15 protein-coding genes, 2 tRNA genes, 1 riboswitch and 1 other annotated feature are annotated in these 20,601 nt (G+C 36.2%); of the genes, 15 read left to right on the plus strand and 2 right to left on the minus strand.

All coding sequences use genetic code 11. From position 1 onward, the window contains the following. The first annotated feature begins 1 nt into the window (after position 1). A complete protein-coding gene (gene gyrA / locus ACM6UH_RS00850) occupies positions 2-2,734 on the plus strand; it encodes a DNA gyrase subunit A (protein ID WP_048787562.1) in 2,733 nt (910 codons plus the stop codon). Between the two features lie 61 nt (positions 2,735-2,795). Here gyrA and ACM6UH_RS00855 read toward each other — a convergent pair whose 3' ends face one another. Next, positions 2,796-3,608, minus strand: a complete 813-nt coding sequence (locus ACM6UH_RS00855; protein ID WP_048787561.1) for an NAD(P)H-hydrate dehydratase — start codon at positions 3,606-3,608, stop codon at positions 2,796-2,798. A 396-nt stretch (positions 3,609-4,004) separates the two neighbouring features. Here ACM6UH_RS00855 and hutH point away from each other — a divergent pair, with 396 nt between their 5' ends. From hutH to ACM6UH_RS00905, 10 genes are all read left to right on the plus strand, one after another. Then, the gene (gene hutH, locus ACM6UH_RS00860) at positions 4,005-5,504 is read left to right on the plus strand and encodes a histidine ammonia-lyase (RefSeq protein WP_048787560.1); all 1,500 of its coding nucleotides are present in this window, start codon (positions 4,005-4,007) and stop codon (positions 5,502-5,504) included. Between the two features lie 79 nt (positions 5,505-5,583). Beyond that, positions 5,584-5,772 (plus strand) — a binding site (T-box leader). Between the two features lie 63 nt (positions 5,773-5,835). Continuing rightward, the gene (serS, locus tag ACM6UH_RS00865) at positions 5,836-7,119 is read left to right on the plus strand and encodes a serine--tRNA ligase (RefSeq protein ID WP_048787559.1); all 1,284 of its coding nucleotides are present in this window, start codon (positions 5,836-5,838) and stop codon (positions 7,117-7,119) included. A 316-nt stretch (positions 7,120-7,435) separates the two neighbouring features. Then, positions 7,436-8,137, plus strand: a complete 702-nt coding sequence (locus tag ACM6UH_RS00870; RefSeq protein ID WP_011302017.1) for an AzlC family ABC transporter permease — start codon at positions 7,436-7,438, stop codon at positions 8,135-8,137. Continuing rightward, positions 8,134-8,463: an AzlD domain-containing protein gene (locus tag ACM6UH_RS00875; RefSeq protein ID WP_011302018.1), complete on the plus strand. Its 330-nt coding sequence runs from the start codon at positions 8,134-8,136 to the stop codon at positions 8,461-8,463. Before ACM6UH_RS00870 ends, ACM6UH_RS00875 begins: the two co-directional genes overlap by 4 nt. Positions 8,464-8,574: 111 nt before the next feature. After that, positions 8,575-8,673: riboswitch (SAM riboswitch) on the plus strand. Between the two features lie 61 nt (positions 8,674-8,734). Beyond that, positions 8,735-9,703, plus strand: a complete 969-nt coding sequence (gene metX / locus ACM6UH_RS00880; RefSeq protein WP_002481973.1) for a homoserine O-acetyltransferase MetX — start codon at positions 8,735-8,737, stop codon at positions 9,701-9,703. Between the two features lie 265 nt (positions 9,704-9,968). Next, positions 9,969-10,895 (plus strand): DUF2232 domain-containing protein, encoded by a 927-nt coding sequence (locus ACM6UH_RS00885; protein WP_172439358.1) that lies wholly within the window; start codon positions 9,969-9,971, stop codon positions 10,893-10,895. A gap of 14 nt (positions 10,896-10,909) precedes the next feature. After that, on the plus strand, positions 10,910-12,877 hold the full coding sequence (locus ACM6UH_RS00890; RefSeq protein ID WP_048787557.1) for a DHH family phosphoesterase: 1,968 nt from the start codon (positions 10,910-10,912) through the stop codon (positions 12,875-12,877). Continuing rightward, complete coding sequence (gene rplI, locus ACM6UH_RS00895; RefSeq protein ID WP_002481977.1) at positions 12,874-13,320, plus strand: 50S ribosomal protein L9; 447 nt, start codon at positions 12,874-12,876, stop codon at positions 13,318-13,320. The genes ACM6UH_RS00890 and rplI overlap by 4 nt, the downstream gene beginning before the upstream one ends. Before the next feature lie 39 nt (positions 13,321-13,359). Beyond that, entirely contained in the window at positions 13,360-14,760 is a 1,401-nt protein-coding gene (dnaB, locus tag ACM6UH_RS00900) for a replicative DNA helicase (RefSeq protein WP_037537355.1), read from the plus strand. A 294-nt stretch (positions 14,761-15,054) separates the two neighbouring features. Next, a complete protein-coding gene (locus tag ACM6UH_RS00905; protein WP_002481979.1) occupies positions 15,055-16,338 on the plus strand; it encodes an adenylosuccinate synthase in 1,284 nt (427 codons plus the stop codon). Positions 16,339-16,426: 88 nt separating this feature from the next. Here the strand turns inward: ACM6UH_RS00905 and ACM6UH_RS00910 are convergent, their stop codons facing one another. Then, the gene (locus tag ACM6UH_RS00910) at positions 16,427-17,638 is read right to left on the minus strand and encodes a macrolide family glycosyltransferase (protein ID WP_011302023.1); all 1,212 of its coding nucleotides are present in this window, start codon (positions 17,636-17,638) and stop codon (positions 16,427-16,429) included. Between the two features lie 284 nt (positions 17,639-17,922). Between ACM6UH_RS00910 and ACM6UH_RS00915 the strand changes: the two genes are divergently transcribed. The 4 genes from ACM6UH_RS00915 to ACM6UH_RS00930 all read left to right on the plus strand — a co-directional run bounded on the left by ACM6UH_RS00915 (position 17,923) and on the right by ACM6UH_RS00930 (position 20,589). Continuing rightward, positions 17,923-17,997 (plus strand) — tRNA-Glu (locus ACM6UH_RS00915). Between the two features lie 6 nt (positions 17,998-18,003). Next, a tRNA-Asp gene (locus ACM6UH_RS00920) sits at positions 18,004-18,076 on the plus strand. A 194-nt stretch (positions 18,077-18,270) separates the two neighbouring features. After that, positions 18,271-18,729: a MarR family winged helix-turn-helix transcriptional regulator gene (locus ACM6UH_RS00925; protein WP_011302024.1), complete on the plus strand. Its 459-nt coding sequence runs from the start codon at positions 18,271-18,273 to the stop codon at positions 18,727-18,729. 453 nt (positions 18,730-19,182) lie between these two features. Continuing rightward, entirely contained in the window at positions 19,183-20,589 is a 1,407-nt protein-coding gene (locus tag ACM6UH_RS00930) for a DHA2 family efflux MFS transporter permease subunit (RefSeq protein WP_011302025.1), read from the plus strand. Positions 20,590-20,601 lie beyond the last annotated feature (12 nt).

Genomic DNA, 20,601 nt, shown 5'->3' on the forward strand with positions numbered 1-20,601 from the left:
GATGGCTGAATTACCTGAATCAAGAATTAATGAACGAAATATAACGAATGAGATGCGCGAGTCATTCTTAGACTATGCAATGAGTGTTATTGTCTCACGTGCTTTACCTGATGTTAGAGATGGTTTGAAACCAGTACATCGACGCATATTGTATGGATTACATGAACAAGGTATGACACCAGACAAGTCATACAAGAAATCTGCGCGTATTGTTGGGGACGTAATGGGTAAATATCACCCACATGGTGACTCATCAATTTATGAAGCAATGGTTAGAATGGCACAAGACTTCAGCTATCGATATCCTTTAGTTGATGGACAAGGTAACTTTGGTTCTATGGATGGCGACGGTGCGGCTGCGATGCGTTATACAGAAGCACGTATGTCTAAGATTACACTTGAATTACTTAGAGATTTAAATAAAGATACAATTGATTTTATCGATAACTATGATGGTAATGAAAGAGAGCCGTCAGTCTTACCTGCTAGATTCCCTAACTTATTAGTTAATGGTGCATCTGGTATCGCTGTTGGGATGGCTACAAATATTCCGCCACATAATTTAACAGAGGTCATCAACGGTATTTTAAGTTTAAGTTATAATCCCGATATTACCATTGCTGAATTGATGGAAGATATACAAGGGCCAGACTTCCCGACTGCAGGTATTATCCTTGGAAAGAGTGGGATTCGTCGTGCATTTGAAACAGGTCGAGGATCAATACAATTGCGCTCTCGTGCAGAAATAGAAGAACGTGGTGGCGGTCGTCAACGTATTGTTGTTACAGAAGTACCGTACCAAGTTAACAAAGCACGTATGATAGAAAAGATTGCTGAATTAGCGCGTGATAAGAAAATAGACGGTATCACAGACTTACGCGATGAAACAAGTTTACGTACAGGTGTCCGTGTAGTAATCGATATCCGTAAAGATGCCAACGCGAGTGTTGTCTTAAATAACTTATACAAACAAACACCATTACAAACATCATTTGGTGTAAACATGATTGCCTTAGTTAATGGCAGACCAAAACTTATTTCACTTAAAGATGCCTTAGTTGAATACTTAGAACATCAAAAAGTCGTTGTAAGAAGACGTACCGAATATAATTTGAAAAAAGCTTTAGATCGTGCACATATATTAGAAGGTTTGAGAATTGCGCTTGATCATATTGATGAAATTATCAGAGTTATTCGTGAATCAGATAACGATAAGATTGCCATGGCAAGTTTACAAGAACAATTTAAATTATCTGAACGTCAAGCACAAGCGATTTTAGATATGCGTTTAAGACGTTTAACTGGTTTAGAAAGAGATAAGATTGAAGCTGAATATAATGAACTAATTGCTTATATTGAAGAATTGAAATCTATCCTTGCAGATGAAGAAAAATTATTACAAATTGTTCGTGATGAATTGATTGATGTCCGTGAGCGTTATGGTGATGAACGTAAGACTGAAATCCAACTTGGTGGTTTAGATGACATTGAAGATGAGGATTTAATTCCAGAAGAACAAATTGTGATTACGTTAAGTCATAATAACTACATCAAACGATTACCAGTTTCAACTTATAGAGCACAACACCGTGGTGGTCGTGGTGTTCAAGGTATGAATACGCTAGAAGAAGACTTTGTAAGTCAACTTGTGACGTTAAGTACACATGACAACGTGCTATTCTTTACGAATAAAGGTCGTGTCTATAAACTTAAAGGCTATGAAGTGCCAGAGCTTTCTCGTCAGTCTAAAGGTATTCCAGTAGTTAACGCAATTGAGTTAGACAATGACGAATCGATTAGTACGATGATTGCTGTTAAAGATTTAGAAAGTGAAGAAGATTATTTAGTCTTTGCTACTCAAAAAGGTAGAGTGAAACGTTCTGCCCTAAGTAACTTCTCACATATTAATAAAAACGGTAAAATTGCGATTAGTTTCAAACAGGATGACGAATTGATTGCAGTACGTCTAACTGATGGTGAAACTGATATTCTAATCGGTACATCGCACGCTTCATTAATTCGCTTCCCTGAAACTGCATTGCGTCCACTTGGCCGTACCGCGGCGGGTGTGAAAGGTATTACACTTAGAGAAGACGATAAAGTAGTCGGTTTAGATGTTACAAAAGCCGAAAGCGATGATGAAATACTCGTCGTGACTGAAAATGGTTACGGTAAACGTACACCAGTTGAAGATTACAGATTATCAAACCGTGGTGGTAAAGGTATTAAAACAGCGACTATCACAGAACGTAATGGTAATGTAGTTTGTATCACATCAGTGACTGGTGAAGAAGACTTGATGGTTGTTACAAACTCTGGCGTGATTATCCGTATTGATGTAGAGGATATTTCACAAAACGGTCGTGCAGCACAAGGTGTGAGATTGATTAAATTAGGTGAAAATCAATTCGTATCTACAGTAGCTAAAGTAAATGAGGAAGATGAAGCTGAAACAGAAACTGAAGCAATTGCCTCCGATTCAGAAAATACTGATGAAACTGAAGCAATTGCCTCCGATTCAGAAAATACTGATGCAACTGAACAAATGGCACAAGATTCACAACAAGGTGAAGCTGTGATAGAGGACGATGCACCAGGCAACGCCATTCATACAGAAGTTGAAGATAGTGATGTATCAGATGATGATGATCGTCAAGAAGTACGACAAGACTTTATGGACCGTGTGAATGAAGATATTGATAATGCGGACAATGAAGATAACGAAGAAGAGTAATTTTATGCGATAATAGTCATTATAAAAAAGACCTACCTCAATGAGGTAGGTCTTTTTTGGCTTAATTTTCTAAAGCTTTCATAGCATGAGGTATTTCACTGATTAGTCTGGATGGTGGCACGACATACATTTTTTCTGCTAACTGTTCTCCAATATAACTATGCGTATACGTAGCACTTGTAACGGCTTCTTCTGTGTCGTTGAATTGGCCGACAAAGCTTGTAATCATACCAGATAAAGTATCGCCCATACCACCTGTAGCCATTGCTGGTGTCCCTATTGGCAGTTTGTAATCTTTACCTCTGAAATAGATTTCAGTTCCGTGCATTTTTAAGACAATGGTTGCACCAATGCGATCTGCGGCTTCACGATTACGTTCATACGTTTGTTCCTCTATAGGAATACCACTTAAACGTTCCCACTCTTTTTGGTGAGGCGTAAAGATAACCTTGCACGTAGGAATGTCTGATTTCAATTTACTAAAAATTGTAATAGCATCCCCATCTACAATTAATTTTTGATGTGGTTGAATATTTTGTAATAGGAAAGTAATGGCATTATTGCCTTTAAAATCACAACCGAGTCCTGGTCCGATTAAGATACAATCCGTGTTCTCAATCATTTTTGTTAACATTTTAGTATCGTTAATATCAATCACCATGGCCTCTGGACAACGTGAATGTAAAGCGGCATGATTTGTTGGATGTGTAGCTACAGTGATTAAGCCGCTACCACTATAAACACACGCTCGAGCTGCAAGCATGATTGCACCACCTAAGTTCGCATTGCCCCCAATTAAAAGAATTCTCCCATAATCACCTTTATGTGTTTCATCTTTACGTTTTGGAATGCTTACTTGTGATAAAGTTTCCATTTTGAAACCTCCTTTTAAACATTTAGCGTTAATTTAATACGTTGACTTGAAAAAGATAAGCATCTGCTTAAAATGATAAATGTTAAAGTTGGCTATCTTATATTCTCTATATCATAGAATGTTAAAACCATTTTCTTTTAAGTTACTTATATCTTATTTTCATGTGCTCATTTATAAATACAATAAGAAATATTATACCTGGTTTCGAGATTAGTCAATAGGCAAAGTCGTAAAGAAAATATTAATTTTAGAAAACATAATTTTGATACGACTTTATCCCATTAAATCAGTAATTTAATACCATATTACGGATATGGTCAATCCTATTGTTCGTGTGAAAATGTAAGCGTATACTCGAATTAATTGAACAAAATAGATAAGCAAGGAGATGGGGAAATGACATTACAACTTAATGGTGAAATGCTAACAATCAATGATATTAAAACGTTCTTAAATAAGGAAGATACCGTTGAAGTAACACAAGAAGCACTGGAACGCGTAAAGAAAAGTAGACAAACGGTGGAACATATTATAGAAAACAAAGAAACAATCTATGGTATTACAACTGGATTTGGATTATTTAGTGATGTGCGAATTGATAAAGATGAATACAATCAATTACAAGTAAATTTAATTCGATCACATGCTTGTGGTGTTGGGAAACCATTTTCAGAAGAAGTTGCTTTAGTAATGATGGTCTTACGATTAAATACTTTGTTGAAAGGTCATTCTGGTACGACAGTCGCGTTAGTAGATCAACTTGTTTATTATATCAATAACAGAATTGTACCAGTGATTCCACAGCAAGGATCTTTAGGCGCATCAGGGGACCTAGCACCATTATCTCATTTAGCATTAGCTTTAATTGGTGAAGGCAATGTATTTTTTAAAGGTGAAGAAGTAGACAGCCGGTATGTCTTAAATCAATTAAATCGTAACCCAATACAATTACAAGCTAAAGAGGGACTTGCACTCATTAATGGCACGCAAGCGATGACTGCACAAGGTGTGATTAATTATATTGAAGCGGAAGCCTTAGGTTACCAAGCAGAATGGATTGCTGCTCTAACACATCAAGCATTAAATGGTATTACAGATGCTTATAATGAAAAAGTGCATAAAGCACGTAATTTTCAAGAACAAATAGATGTTGCAGCTAGAATGTTAGACTGGTTAGATGGCTCAGAGTTAACCACTACACAAGGTGACATACGTGTACAAGATGCATACACATTACGCTGTATTCCACAAATACATGGCGCAAGTTTTCAAGTATTTAATTATGTGAAAGAAAAATTAGAATTTGAAATGAACGCTGCTAATGATAATCCATTAATATTTGATGAAGGCGATGAAACGCTTGTTATTTCTGGAGGTAATTTCCATGGGCAACCGATTGCCTTTGCATTAGATTTCTTAAAGTTAGGTGTAAGTGAATTGGCTAATGTATCAGAGCGTCGTTTAGAACGACTCGTAAATCCTCAATTAAATAATGGATTGCCTGCCTTTTTAAGTCCACAACCAGGATTACAGAGTGGCGCGATGATTATGCAGTATGCTGCTGCGAGCTTAGTATCAGAAAATAAAACACTCGCACATCCAGCAAGTGTTGACTCAATACCATCGTCAGCTAATCAAGAGGATCACGTTTCGATGGGAACGATTGCCTCTCGTCATGGCTATCACATCATTGAAAATGCGAGACGTGTCTTAGCAATTGAAACGATTATTGCATTACAAGCCGTTGAATATAAAGATATTGATAAATTATCACCGAAAACATATGAAAAGTATCAAGAATTACGTCACATCGTACCATCAATTACAGAAGATAGACAGTTCCATAAAGATATTGAAGCGGTATCGCAATATTTACAAGATCTTGCTTATATGTAGGGACTCTAATTGACATAAACGTTGTCACCCTTGAAATAGCTGATGTTATTTGCTATATTTAAATTAACTTAATTATGCTATTGTTCGTAGGATAAGTAATATTGAATCTTGATTTCAGAGAGCTTGTGGTTAGTGTGAACAAGTAATCATATTTAATATGAATCTACCTACTATATGAGAACAATCGGTTATAGCCGTTATTTAGTGAGAGTGCAGTCTAATTTTGGACTGTTAAATAGGGTGGCAACGCGTAGACCACGTCCCTTGTACAGGGACGTGGTCTTTTTGTGTTATTATCCAATAAATTTTGAAATTTGAAAGGATGACCAGCATGTTAGATATTAAATTATTCCGTAATGATCCAGAATTCCTTAAAGAAAAAGTTGCAAAACGTGGTATGGATTCAAAAGTAGTAGATGAAGTATTAGAACTAGATGAGCAACGTCGTCAACTTATCAGTCAAGCCGAAGAAATGAAGGCAGAGCGTAATAAAGTGAGTGGAGAAATTGCTCAGAAAAAACGTAATAAAGAAGATGCAGACGATGCAATCGCAGCTATGCGTAATCTAGGTGATGAAATTAAAGTACTAGATGATACTTTAAATCAAGTAGATGTTGACCTTAATGATAAATTGTCTCGTATTCCAAATATCATTCACGACGATGTACCAGAAGGTGCTACGGATGAAGATAATATAGAAGTTAAACGTTGGGGTACACCTAGAACTTTTGAATTTGAAGATAAAGCACACTGGGATTTAATAGAAGAGTTAGAGATGGTTGATTTTGAAAGAGCAGCTAAAGTCTCTGGTGCGAGATTCGTATTCTTGACAGGTGACGGTGCACAATTAGAGAGAGCGTTAATGAACTACATGATTACGAAACATACGACACAACATGGCTATACGGAAATGATGGTACCACAATTAGTTAATGCCGATTCTATGTATGGTACAGGTCAACTTCCAAAATTTGAAGAAGACTTATTTAAAGTAGAAAAAGAAGGTCTTTATACCATTCCAACTGCAGAAGTGCCATTAACGAATTATTACCGCAATGAAATCATTGCACCTGACGTATTACCAGCTAAATTTACAGCTCAATCAGCTTGTTATCGTAGTGAGGCTGGATCTGCTGGTCGTGATACACGAGGACTTATTCGCTTACACCAATTTGATAAAGTTGAAATGGTACGTATTGAAAAACCTGAAGATTCTTGGCAAGCACTTGAAGACATGACTCATCATGCAGAAGCGATTTTAGAAGAACTTGGTTTACCATATCGCCGTGTTATCTTGTGTACAGGAGATATTGGTTTTGGTTCAAGTAAAACATATGATTTAGAAGTTTGGTTACCAAGCTATAATGATTATAAAGAAATCAGCTCTTGTTCAAATATTACAGATTTCCAAGCACGTCGTTCAAACATTCGCTTCAAACGCGATAAAAATGCGAAACCAGAATTAGCGCATACTTTAAATGGTAGCGGGTTAGCTGTAGGTCGTACCTTTGCAGCTATCGTTGAGAACTATCAAAATGAAGATGGCTCAGTTACAATTCCAGAAGTGTTAGTTCCATTTATGGGTGGTAAAACAGTCATCCGTCCGACTAAATAAAAAACTGAAAGTAATGCTAAAAACGCGTAGCGACAATAGGTCCTATGCGTTTTTTTGTGCACTATCGAAAGGGTAGGGGAGGTGTAAAAAGTATAAAATAGCAAATATGATTAGGCGGAATTCAGATATATTTTAGAGGTATGTCTTAATTATTTCTAAAAATTCAGAGAAATATAAACAACATGTGTTTAAGCTTTTTAAGACAATCGTTAGTCTAACCTCACACAAACGGATGTCTAAAGATATTGCGCATTTAGAATCAGTTGTATTAGAATTGATATATTATTTTTGAAGTGCCATGAGAGGGTGGGTGTGTATGGAAAATGAAGCGCATGTAACATTTAAACAAGGTGTCAAAGCGTGTATTCCTACCTTGTTAGGATACGCAGGTGTGGGTTTATCATTTGGAATTGTTGCAGTTGCTTCAGGATTTAGCTTGTTGGAAATTATTTTACTGTGTTTGCTTGTATACGCAGGCGCAGCACAATTTATAATTTGCGCGCTTGTTATTGCAGGTACACCTATATCCGCAATTGTATTAACTGCGTTCATCGTCAATTCTAGGATGTTCTTATTAAGTATGACACTCGCACCAAGCTATAAAGATTATAGTTTACTAAATAGAATTGGGTTGGCAACATTGGTAACAGATGAAACATTTGGGGTTGCAGTGACACCACATCTAAAAGGCGAAAAAATTAATGATCGATGGCTACACGGTTTGAATATAACGGCTTATGTTTTTTGGACGATTGCATGTATTATTGGTGCTTTATTTGGTAAATACATCCATGACCCAGACGTATTAGGCTTAGACTTTGCAATAACGGCTATGTTTATTTTTCTTGCCGTCTCCCAATTTGAATCAATCAGGCGCTCAAAAGTTAAGATTTACTTAGTTCTGATTATTTGTGTCATTGTGATGATGTTGGGATTAAGTTTATTTATGCCATCATATTTAGCGATTATTTTAGCTTCTACAATAACGGCAGCACTTGGGGTGGTGATGGAACGATGACGACAACGATACATATGTTAACGATTATTATTTTATGCGGAATTGTGACATGGTTGACTCGAATTATACCGTTTGTGATGATTTCTAAAGTTCATTTATCTGAACGTGTAGTCAAATGGCTCTCTTTTATCCCAATTACATTGTTTACAGCGTTGATTATTGATGGTGTCTTGGTTCAACAAGAGGGCGTAATGGGATACACAATCAATATGCCATTTTTGATAACGATGATACCTACGATTGTAGTTGCCATCGTTTCAAGAAGTTTAACGATAACGATTTTAAGTGGGATTATTATTATGGCATTGTTGAGATGGGTTTTTTAAAGAATATCATTGATGAAACACAGGATATCCGTTAGAATTAGAATAATTAGAAAATTATGATATTTCCGATTTTTAGTCTGTCATACTTTCGTTTTATACAATTAAAATCAAATCTTATTTCGAGAAGCTGAGGGACTTGGCCCAGTGATGCTTCAGCAACCGGCTGTGTAGTACGGTGCTAAAACCAACGATACACTCGAATGATAAGTAATCATAACTTCTTACTTATTTTATATGAGTGAGAAGTTTTTTATTAAGTAGGAGGGAAATCATGACGAATTATACGGTAGATACTTTAGAATTAGGGCCTTTTACAACGGAATCTGGAGAACTCATATCTAATTTGAAACTACGCTATGAACATGTGGGGTTGAAAGGACAACCTTTAGTTGTTGTCTGTCACGCTTTGACAGGTAACCATTTAACATATGGGACAAATGATCAACCAGGATGGTGGAGAGGTATCATTGATGGGGGCTATATGCCCATCAATGATTATCAATTTTTAACTTTTAATGTAATTGGTAGTCCGTATGGTTCAAGTTCGGCATTAACAGATGCTGATTTCCCTCAAACGCTCACGTTAAGAGACATTGTACGTGCAATTGAAATAGGCATAGAAACGTTAGGATTTGAACACATTAATATTCTCATTGGTGGTTCTTTAGGAGGCATGCAAGCGATTGAATTATTATATAATCGCAAATTTAATGTCGATAAAGCCGTTATACTTGCTGCAACGGATAAAACATCATCCTACAGTCGAGCGTTTAACGAGATAGCGAGGCAAGCCATTCATTTAGATCCTAAAAATGGTATGAGTATCGCTAGACAATTGGGTTTCTTAACTTATCGATCATCTAAAAGTTACGATAAGCGCTTTTCACCAGATCAAGTTGTCGCCTATCAAAAACATCAAGGTGATAAGTTTATGAATCATTTTGATTACGCATGTTATTTAACACTGCTGGATGTCTTGGATAGTCATGATGTCGATAGAGGACGTGATGATGTGGATGAAGTATTCCGTAATTTAGATACGAAGGTTATGACAATGGGCTTTACCGATGACTTACTTTATCCTGATGACCTTGTTCGAGCAGTCGGCGAGCGCTTTAAATTTCATAAACATTTTTTCGTTCCTGACAATGTAGGACATGATGGATTTTTACTTAACTTCAATGATTGGGCGCCGAATCTATATCACTTTTTAAAAGTCTATAAAATCAAACGTAAATGAACTAACTAAATAGATTTAATTTTTGGGATGTGCCGGTTGTCTTCTTACTACTAAATAGAGGAGAGAAACAAGTTGGTTACATCCTATTTTTGTGTGAAATATAAATAAGTTGTTGTTAGTGAAGAAGCGATTGATATATAACAATGATTTCTAAGGATTATAGTGAATGTGTATTTTCTGAATAGAACTTCTATATAAAATGGGTTGCCAATAATTGTATAAAAGTTTTAAAGAGGTTAAAATAAAGGGTATAGTCAAAAATAGTATGGGAGTGGCGAATTTGTTTTCTAAAATATATCCTAAAGCAACTGTGCTTAGTGTTCTAACGCTAATCGTAGTCGCTTTGGCTTTGCATATATTACCACCGCTTGGTCTTGTATTGAGCGCGTTTGCGACAATTCCTGGCATTATCTTATGGCATAAATCAATTGAATCATTCGGATTGACAGCTGTCGTAACGGTTGTATTAACAACTTTACTGGGTAATATATTTGTATTAAGTATCATGGTCCTCGTGCTCATTACGAGTTTCGTTGTTGGCCAATTATTAAAAGAAAGAACATCTAAAGAACGTATACTATATATAACGACTACATATATTAGTATGATTTCATTAATTGCATTTATGGGACTGCAAACGTTTGATAAGATACCAAGCGCGACAGTTTTAATGAACCCAATAAAAGATCAAATGCATCAGGTTATTTCAGGTGCTTCAGTTGGTAACGAGTATAAACAAATGCTCGAAGAGGGATTCCGTCAATTGGCAGTTCAGTTACCAAGTATGGTAATCATTGCAGTTTTTCTACTTATTTTAATCAATTTAATTATTACTTTTCCAATTTTACGTAAATTCAAAATCGCTACACCAATATTTAAACCATTATATGCTTGGCAGATGAGCCGTTCATTATTATGGATATATATTATTGTCTTGATTTGTGTTATGTTTGCAAGCCAAGCTGGTACTTTCCAAAGTATCGTTTTAAATTTTGAAATTGTGTTATCATTATGTATGTATATTCAGGGGTTAAGTGTTATTCACTTTTTCGGCAAAGCAAAATCAATGCCATTCGTACTTACTGTGTTACTAATGGTTATAGGGACAATTTTAATGCCATTAACACATATTGTAAGTCTCCTGGGTGTAATCGATTTATGTTTTAACTTAAAAAGTATCATTAAAAAATGATTTGAGGTGGAAGAATGAACCGTCAATCCACTAAAAAAGCGTTGATTTTACCATTTGTAATTATGACGCTCACGGCAATTGCGCTGGTTGTAGTTTGGTTTGTTTTTAACCAACTCGTAGCAGGTATAGCGACGATTGTATTAGTGATTATTATTATAGGGACCGCATTTATGGTAAGACAAGCTTTACAAAAATTAGACAGCTATGTGGACAATTTAAGTGGTCATATCTCTGAAGGTAGTAATATCGCAATTAAAAATCTACCTATCGGAATGATTATCTTAGATGAAAATGAAAACATAGAGTGGATGAATAGATTTATGTCGGAACGTTTAAATCGTAATGTAATTTCCGACCCAGTCAACGAAGTATATCCTAATATCTTAAAACAATTAGAAAAAACACAAGAAATAGAAATTAATGAAAATGAATACCACTATCGTGTGCGTTATTCAGAAAAAGAACACGTGCTTTATTTCTTCGACATTACAAAAGAAGTCTATACAAATGAATTATATGAATCATCTAAACCAATTATAGCGACATTATTCTTGGATAATTATGATGAAATTACCCAAAATATGAATGATACGCAAAAATCAGAAATTAACTCAATGGTTACGCGCGTCATCAGTAGATGGGCAACGGAACATGATATTTACTTTAAACGCTATAGTTCGGATCAATTCGTGGCATATTTAAACCAAAATATTTTAAACGAAATTGAAGCAACTAACTTTAGTATTTTAAGCCAATTACGTGAAAAGAGCGTAGGTTATCGCGCGCAATTAACATTAAGTATTGGTGTGGGTGAAGGTTCTGAAAATCTAATTGATCTTGGAGAACTTTCTCAATCTGGCCTAGATTTAGCACTCGGTCGTGGTGGCGACCAAGTTGCGATTAAACACATGAACGGTAATGTACGTTTCTATGGTGGTAAGACTGACCCAATGGAAAAACGTACACGTGTAAGAGCGCGTGTTATCTCACATGCACTTAAAGATATCTTAATGGAAGGCGACAAAGTGATTATCATGGGGCACAAACGTCCCGATTTAGACGCAATTGGTGCAGCAATCGGTGTATCCCGTTTTGCGATGATGAATAACCTAGATGCCTATATCGTTTTAAATGAATCTGATATCGATCCGACGTTACGACGTGTTATGGATGCGGTAAATGAAAAACCAGAACTTAAAGATCGTTTCATCACTTCAGATGAAGCATGGGATATTATGACTTCCAAGACAACGCTTGTCGTTGTAGATACGCACAAACCAGAAATGGTCATCGATGAAAATATTTTAAATAAAGCCAATCGTAAAGTAGTCATTGACCATCATAGACGTGGTGAAAGTTTCATTTCGAGTCCATTACTTGTATATATGGAACCTTATGCAAGTTCAACAGCAGAACTCGTTACAGAATTACTCGAGTATCAACCAACAGAACAGCGTCTGACACGTTTAGAATCAACGGTCATGTTTGCCGGCATCATTGTAGATACACGTAACTTTACATTACGTACCGGCTCTAGAACATTTGATGCGGCAAGTTATTTACGTGCACATGGTGCCGATACAATCTTGACGCAACATTTCTTAAAAGATGACCTTGATACGTATATTAATCGTACTGAATTGATTCAAACAGTGAAACTACAAGATAATGGTGTTGCCATTGCACATGGTTCAAATGAGAAAATCTACCATCCTGTTACAGTTGCACAAGCTGCCGATGAACTGTTAAGTTTAGATGGTGTAGAAGCTTCTTATGTAATTGCAAGAAGAGAAGACAATGTCGTAGGTATGTCTGCGCGTTCACTTGGTGCAGTCAATGTTCAGTTAACAATGGAAGCACTTGGTGGTGGAGGTCATTTAACGAATGCAGCCACACAATTAAAAGATGTGACTGTTGATGAAGCAATTGAAAAATTACAACAAGCTATAACAGAACAAATGAGTAGGAGTGAAAATTCATGAAAGTAATATTCACACAAGATGTTAAAGGTAAAGGTAAAAAAGGCGAAGTTAAAGACGTACCAGTTGGTTACGCAAATAACTTCTTATTGAAGAAAAACATGGCAGTTGAAGCAACGCCAGGTAACTTAAAACAATTAGAACAAAAAAATAAAGCTGCTGAAGCAGAACGTCAACAAGAAATTGAAGATGCTAAAAAATTAAAAGAACAATTAAGTGAGATTGAAGTCGAAGTATCTGCTAAAACAGGTGAAGGCGGTAAATTATTTGGTTCAGTAAGTACCAAACAAATCACACAAGCATTACAACAACAACATGACATTAAGATTGATAAACGTAAAATGGACTTACCAAATGGTATCCATGCATTAGGTTACACTAACGTACCAGTTAAATTAGACAAAGAAGTTGAAGGTACAATTCGTGTACACACAGTTGAACAATAATAACGGATTGAGATATGAGGTGTAAGCGCAATGGATGGAATGGATGGAATGTACGAACAAAATCAAATGCCACACAGTAATGAGGCTGAACAGTCTGTCTTAGGTGCCATTATCATAGATCCAGAATTAATCAACACTACTCAGGAAGTATTACTTCCTGAGTCCTTTTATAGAGGGGCACACCAGCACATTTTCAGAGCAATGATGAACCTCAATGAAGATAATAAAGATATCGATGTCGTTACGATTATGGATCAGTTATCCCAAGAAGGACGATTGAATGAAGCGGGCGGTCCTCAATATCTTGCAGAATTATCAAGTAATGTGCCGACCACACGTAATATTCAATATTATACGGAAATTGTGTTTAAACACGCCACGAAGCGTAAATTAATTCAAACTGCGGATAGTATTGCGAACGATGGCTATAATGATGAACTGGAACTAGATACGATACTTAACGATGCTGAACGTCGTATATTAGAACTATCATCCACACGTGAAAGTGATGGATTTAAAGACATTCGAGATGTCTTAGGTGATGTTTATGAAAATGCGGAACTATTAGATCAGAACAGTGGTCAAACGCCAGGTATTCCAACAGGGTATCGCGATTTAGACCAAATGACAGCGGGTTTTAACCGTAACGATTTAATTATCTTAGCAGCACGTCCTTCGGTAGGTAAGACTGCCTTCGCACTTAATATTGCACAAAAAGTGGCAACACATGAAGATCATTTTTCTGTAGGGATCTTTTCTTTAGAGATGGGTGCAGATCAGTTAGCAACACGTATGATTTGTAGCTCGGGCAATGTGGATTCGAACCGCTTAAGAACAGGTATGATGACTGAGGAAGACTGGAATCGTTTCACAATTGCTGTAGGTAAATTATCACGTACAAAGATATTTATTGATGATACACCTGGGATTCGTATCACAGATATTCGTTCAAAGTGTCGTCGCTTGAAACAAGAACATGGCTTAGACATGATTGTTATTGACTACTTACAGTTAATTTCAGGTAGTGGTTCTCGTTTTTCTGACAATCGACAACAAGAAGTATCAGAAATATCACGTACTTTAAAGGCGATTGCCAGAGAATTAGAATGTCCTGTGATTGCATTGAGTCAGTTATCTCGTGGTGTAGAACAACGTCAGGATAAACGTCCGATGATGAGTGATATACGTGAGTCGGGTTCTATCGAGCAAGATGCCGATATCGTAGCCTTCTTATATCGTGATGATTATTACAATCGTGGCGAAGATGAAGACGACGATGATGATTCAAATTACGAACCACAAACGAATGACGATAATGGTGAAATTGAAATCATTATTGCGAAACAACGTAACGGCCCTACAGGCACCGTTAAGTTACACTTTATGAAACAATATAATAAATTTACAGATATAGATTATGCACATGCTGATTTTGGATAAGGTAAAAAATAATTTTCTTGTTAATTTCCGTACAATAATACAAATACGTATTTCATTGTACGGTTTTTGTTTGTGTTTATTGCCGTGTATTCGCAGTAAGTATGTGTCCTTATAAATGTAAAAAATGGTCTTAATACTTGGTGTGACTGTATTTAAACTGTATCTCTTTCCACTTTGAACACCATCAAAATTTTCAAAATATAAATAAATTAATGTTCGATTTTTGGTTTGCAATATGGTTGGTGTATTGGTAAAATACGTAATGGTTAATCGAGAAAACTTGGAGGTGCTCATATGTCATCAATAGTAGTCGTTGGGACACAATGGGGAGACGAAGGTAAAGGTAAAATTACAGATTTCTTAGCAGAACAAGCAGATGTTATTGCACGTTTTTCAGGCGGTAACAATGCAGGCCACACAATTAAATTTGGTGGAGAAACATATAAATTACACTTAGTGCCATCTGGTATTTTCTATAAAGAAAAATTAGCAGTTATTGGTAATGGTGTCGTTGTCGATCCAGTAGCACTATTAAAAGAATTAGACGCGCTAAACGAAAGAGGTATTTCAACGGATAATTTACGCATTTCAAACCGTGCGCAAGTTATTTTACCTTATCATATTAAACAAGATGAATATGAAGAAGAACGTCGCGGAGATAATAAAATCGGTACAACGAAAAAAGGTATCGGTCCAGCTTATGTAGATAAAGCACAACGTATTGGTATCCGTGTCGCAGATTTATTAGATAAAGAAACATTTGAAAAATTATTAAAAGATAATATTGAATACAAAGGTGCATACTTCGAAGGGATGTTTGGCAAAGCATGTCCAACATTTGAAGAAATCTTTGAAACATATTATGCAGCTGGTCAACGTTTAGCACCATTCGTGACAGATACTGCAAAAGTTTTAGATGATGCCTTTGTAGCTGACGAAAAAGTATTATTCGAAGGCGCACAAGGTGTGATGTTAGATATCGACCATGGTACATATCCATTCGTTACATCAAGTAACCCAGTTGCAGGTAATGTGACTGTCGGTGGCGGTGTAGGTCCAACATTCGTCTCTAAAGTTATCGGTGTGTGTAAAGCCTATACATCACGTGTCGGCGATGGTCCATTCCCAACAGAACTATTTGACGAAGATGGGCACCATATCCGTGAAGTAGGTCGTGAATACGGTACAACAACAGGACGTCCACGTCGTGTAGGTTGGTTCGACTCAGTTGTATTACGTCATTCTCGTCGTGCAAGTGGTATTACAGATTTATCTATTAACTCAATTGATGTATTAACAGGCCTTAAAGAAGTTAAAATCTGTACTGCTTATGAGTTAGACGGTAAAGAAATTACGGAATACCCAGCTAACTTGAAAGACTTACAACGTTGTAAGCCAATTTTTGAAACATTACCAGGTTGGACAGAAGATGTGACAGGTTGTCGTTCATTAGAAGAATTACCTAATAATGCGCGTAGATACTTAGAACGTATTTCTGAATTATGTGACGTGAAGATTTCAATCTTCTCAGTAGGTCCAGACCGTAATCAAACAAACCTATTAAAATCACTATGGTAAGATTGTAGATTAGATATTATAAAAACCTTGTAGATGTCATCACACAATGAGTGGATGGTACTTCTACAAGGTTTTTTGTTTATCTATATTAATGATTTATGTGATGATCGCGAAAAGTGAGGATTTGATCAACTGCCGTTACGTAACCAGGTTGATCCAAGGCTTGTGTTTGCTTGATTTTTTTAATCTGTGCTTGATAAGTTGCGCGATTCTGTAACATTTCCACAACTTTTGCTTTCAAATCTTCGGTTGTGACAGTTTCAGAATTCAGTTGTTGACCTACGTTGATATTTTCAATTTGTTGCGCAACGAGCGGTTGGTCCGCATTTTGTGGAAAAGCCAATAAAGGCACATCCATTAATAATGCTTCATTTGTACTATTCATTCCAGCATGTGTTAAGAAAAGTGCTGTATGCTGTAATAGTTCTGTCTGAGGTACATAGGATTTCAATAATACATTATCAGGGACTGTATCAAAGTCAGCCGCGTTATTTGCTTCACCAATCGATACGATGACAGATACATCAAGATCTTTTAACGCGGCAAAACATTGATTAAAGAAACCAATATTTTGATTAAATACCGTGCCAAGGGAAACGTAAACTATTGGTCGGCTTTGATCAACTTGACTCATAAAATCCGTTGACTGTGGTTGCATCACAGATGGTCCAACAAAACGATAATGTGCTGAATCAAATAATTCAGGATTTATTTGGAATTTTTCCAAGATATAAGCAATATTGAAATCCCCCGGATTATTCATTGTTTCATAACGTGAGTTAACCTCGACGCCATAGGTTGTTTGAATATGCTGTTGTAAATGATTAAAAGTGTCTTCTACGTCATTCATTTCTGTTTCTGATAACGCCTGTGCATTATAGTTGAGTGCCGCTTCAAACGTTTCTGCAGTATGTGCAAAAGAGGTAATCGACGAAATGGTAGGAATATGTAATTTTTGCGCAATTAAGTTACCAAAACTAAACATGGAGTCAGAAATTAAATAATCATAATGTTCATTTTTCGTATCTTCCAAAATCTTTGGAAGTATTACATCCGCAGTATTCAATAAGCCGTTGACGACGTGGAATAAATTGCCAGAGCCGTATGCTGTAAAGCGTTGTATAATCTCATCTGTTGGTAGTGTACGTATTTCCACACCCGTATCTTTTAGCTTGTCTTGATATTGATCTCCAATGTAGTAAACCACCTCTTCACCACGCGCCACAAGTTCTTTACACACGGCAATCGTAGGATTAAGATGTCCAATGGATCCTGAATTAATAAATAATACCTTAGCCAATCATAAGCCCTCCTCATATTTTATTTAACTAGTTTATCAAAAAGTGTTGAAAACAAAAAAGATTTAAATTTTAATAGTTTTTAAAAAATATCAATTTCTCATATTTTAGTGACTGAAATGATAAAAATGAATGTGCTGCCATACCAATATGACAGACTTTTTAAGCGTTTTAGCACCGTATTTGAACTTTATACAATTAATATAGAAAATTATACTAATGAAATTAAAAAAATAGCTTGTCATCCGGTATAAGAGTTGATATAATTTATTTTGTGCTTAAGACAGGCTCCTTGGTCAAGCGGTTAAGACACCGCCCTTTCACGGCGGTAACACGGGTTCGAGTCCCGTAGGAGTCACCATTTTTAGGTCTCGTAGTGTAGCGGTTAACACGCCTGCCTGTCACGCAGGAGATCGCGGGTTCGATTCCCGTCGAGACCGTATAAACCCATCCAATAGGATGGGTTTTTTTATGCGTAAATATAGAAATGTATAAGTTTTGCTAGATAATTTTTTATATCATGTTGTAATATGGTGGATGAGCAATACTTTATCGTATGTTTTGGTTGGAACCTATTTAATGAATGAATAAACTTTTTTACAATGAAATGAAATTTAAAATGAGGAGTAAATAAATGACAAATCATAAGCATATAGAAGAAACAGATTTGATTAACCTCATCAGTGATCGACACCATGACTTAAGACAAAAAGTAGAATATATGACGGCACAACAATTACCTCAGGTTCATTTTGGTAGTTCTGAATGGTATTTAATTATGATCATTAAATATGATCAGCCTACTTTTGCAGAACTCACGCACAAGATCAATTTAACGCGTCAGGCAATCCATAAAGCAGTGAAACAATTAGAACAGAAACAAGTTGTTCAAATTGAAAGTGTGCCCAATAATAAGAAAGAAAAACGTGTAACCTTAACGGAATTTGGTATCATGTGTTATGAGAAATATATTAAAAACAAACAACACATCATTGAACATATTGGTCAAGTGATCGGTGCGTCAGAAGTTGCACATTTAGAGCAATTGTTACAAGCAGACTGGCAATTAGAAAATGATAAGCCAGATGAATAATTAGAGTATATAAAACGATAAACACAACGTTACATACTCTAATTTTTTTGCAATTCATTATTGTCAACTAGGTTGACAATAATAGCGGAATTTTGCTAAAGTAAGTTGGTCAGTCTTTTCGACTACATAAATAGCTAGAGCATTTATATAGAAGATTGTCGCATAATGATGAAACAATGTTACTTAAAGATGGCTTGAATTCAGGGGTATGTGGCATAAAGTTTCTTTACAAAGGGATCTTGAGTAACATCAAACATCTTCTATATAGCATGCATCATTCTTAGCATAATAAAAATTCAATGGAAATATAGGAATAAGTCATAACTTATGTAGATGAATTAAGTAGAAGAAAGCAATCGATGATTATGGAAACAGTAGTTGATTTGTCTCATCCATACTTAACACTCTCATTTATACTTATACTTCATTTACCATCAAAAAGGAGTATATCAAATGGCAACACAAGTAAACGTAAAAAGCCCGAAAATGTTTGCACTGGTCTTAATGATTGGTGGATTTATGGGACTGTTCAGTGAAACAGCACTCAATATGGCATTAACCGATATTATGGCTGACTTTAAAGTATCAGCGGCAACGGTGCAATGGTTAACGACAGGGTACTTACTCGTCATGGCTTGTTTAGTACCAGCGTCATCGTACCTTATTAAATGGTTTAGCACAAAAACACTAATTGTTTCAGGTATTTTATTATCATTATTAGGCGTAGTTATTGGCGCGCTTGCACCTAACTTCGGTTTACTATTATTGGGACGCTTGATTCAAGCGTTAGGGACAGGTATTTTATTACCTATTATGGTTACGGTTTTGATGCTTATCTTCCCAATTGAAAAACGTGGTGCGGTTATGGGCATCATGGGACTGGTTATTACAGCAGGACCAGCACTCGGCCCCACACTTTCAGGTGTCATTATTTCCGCATCTAGTTGGCACTACATCTTCTGGATCAGTGCAGTGTTATATTTAGTCGTCTTAGGTTTAGCTTTTACAAATACTGAGAATGTAGGAGAGATTTCGAAGCCTAAAATCGATATCCTATCCATTTGTTTATCAACGATTGGATTTGCTGGATTAATCTTCGCATTAAGTTCAATGGCAGAAGCGGCCTTCACAAATGTTATCGTTTGGCTACCATTAGTCATCGGTATCCTAGCCTTAATCATCTTTGTTGTACGTCAATTTAAAATTGACTCACCAATGCTTAACTTAAATGTCTTTAAATATCCTATGTTCGTCCTTGGGGCAGCTATGGTATTTATTACGATCTTATGTATTTTATCAACAGGCATCTTATTACCCTTATATTTAAAAGGCGCCTTACTATTTAGTTCAGTGATTGCTGGTTTAACGTTATTACCTGGTAACGCAGTCAATTTAGTATTGTCTCCGGTCGTCGGTTCATTGTTTGACCGCTTTGGTGCGAGATACTTCGGCATTATCGGGTATTTATTAATGTTTATCGCTGCAATGACGTTTGCACTCATTATTTCTGCATCTACACCAGTTTGGGCCATTATTCTTACGTTTATGGTACTTTTCTTTGGTATCACAATGGTAATGATGCCAGCACAAACGAACGCTTTAAATCAACTACCACACGATTTATACGCAGATGGTTCAGCTACCATTACGACATTAATACAAGTCGGTGGTTCAGCAGGTACAGCTATCGCCATTACGCTTTATACAACAGCAATGAAATCATTTGGCGCTGCTAATCCGAATGTAAGCCAAGAAATCATACTTTCACATGGCGTACAGTTTACCTTTTTCTTTATCACTGCATTAACAGTGATTGGTTTTATACTTTCATTATTCGTTAAGAAACAGAAAAGTGTCTAAGCATGCGTTACA

Source organism: Staphylococcus sp. LKG4-2, from assembly GCF_050955665.1.
Taxonomy (GTDB): Bacteria; Bacillota; Bacilli; order Staphylococcales; family Staphylococcaceae; genus Staphylococcus; species Staphylococcus saprophyticus.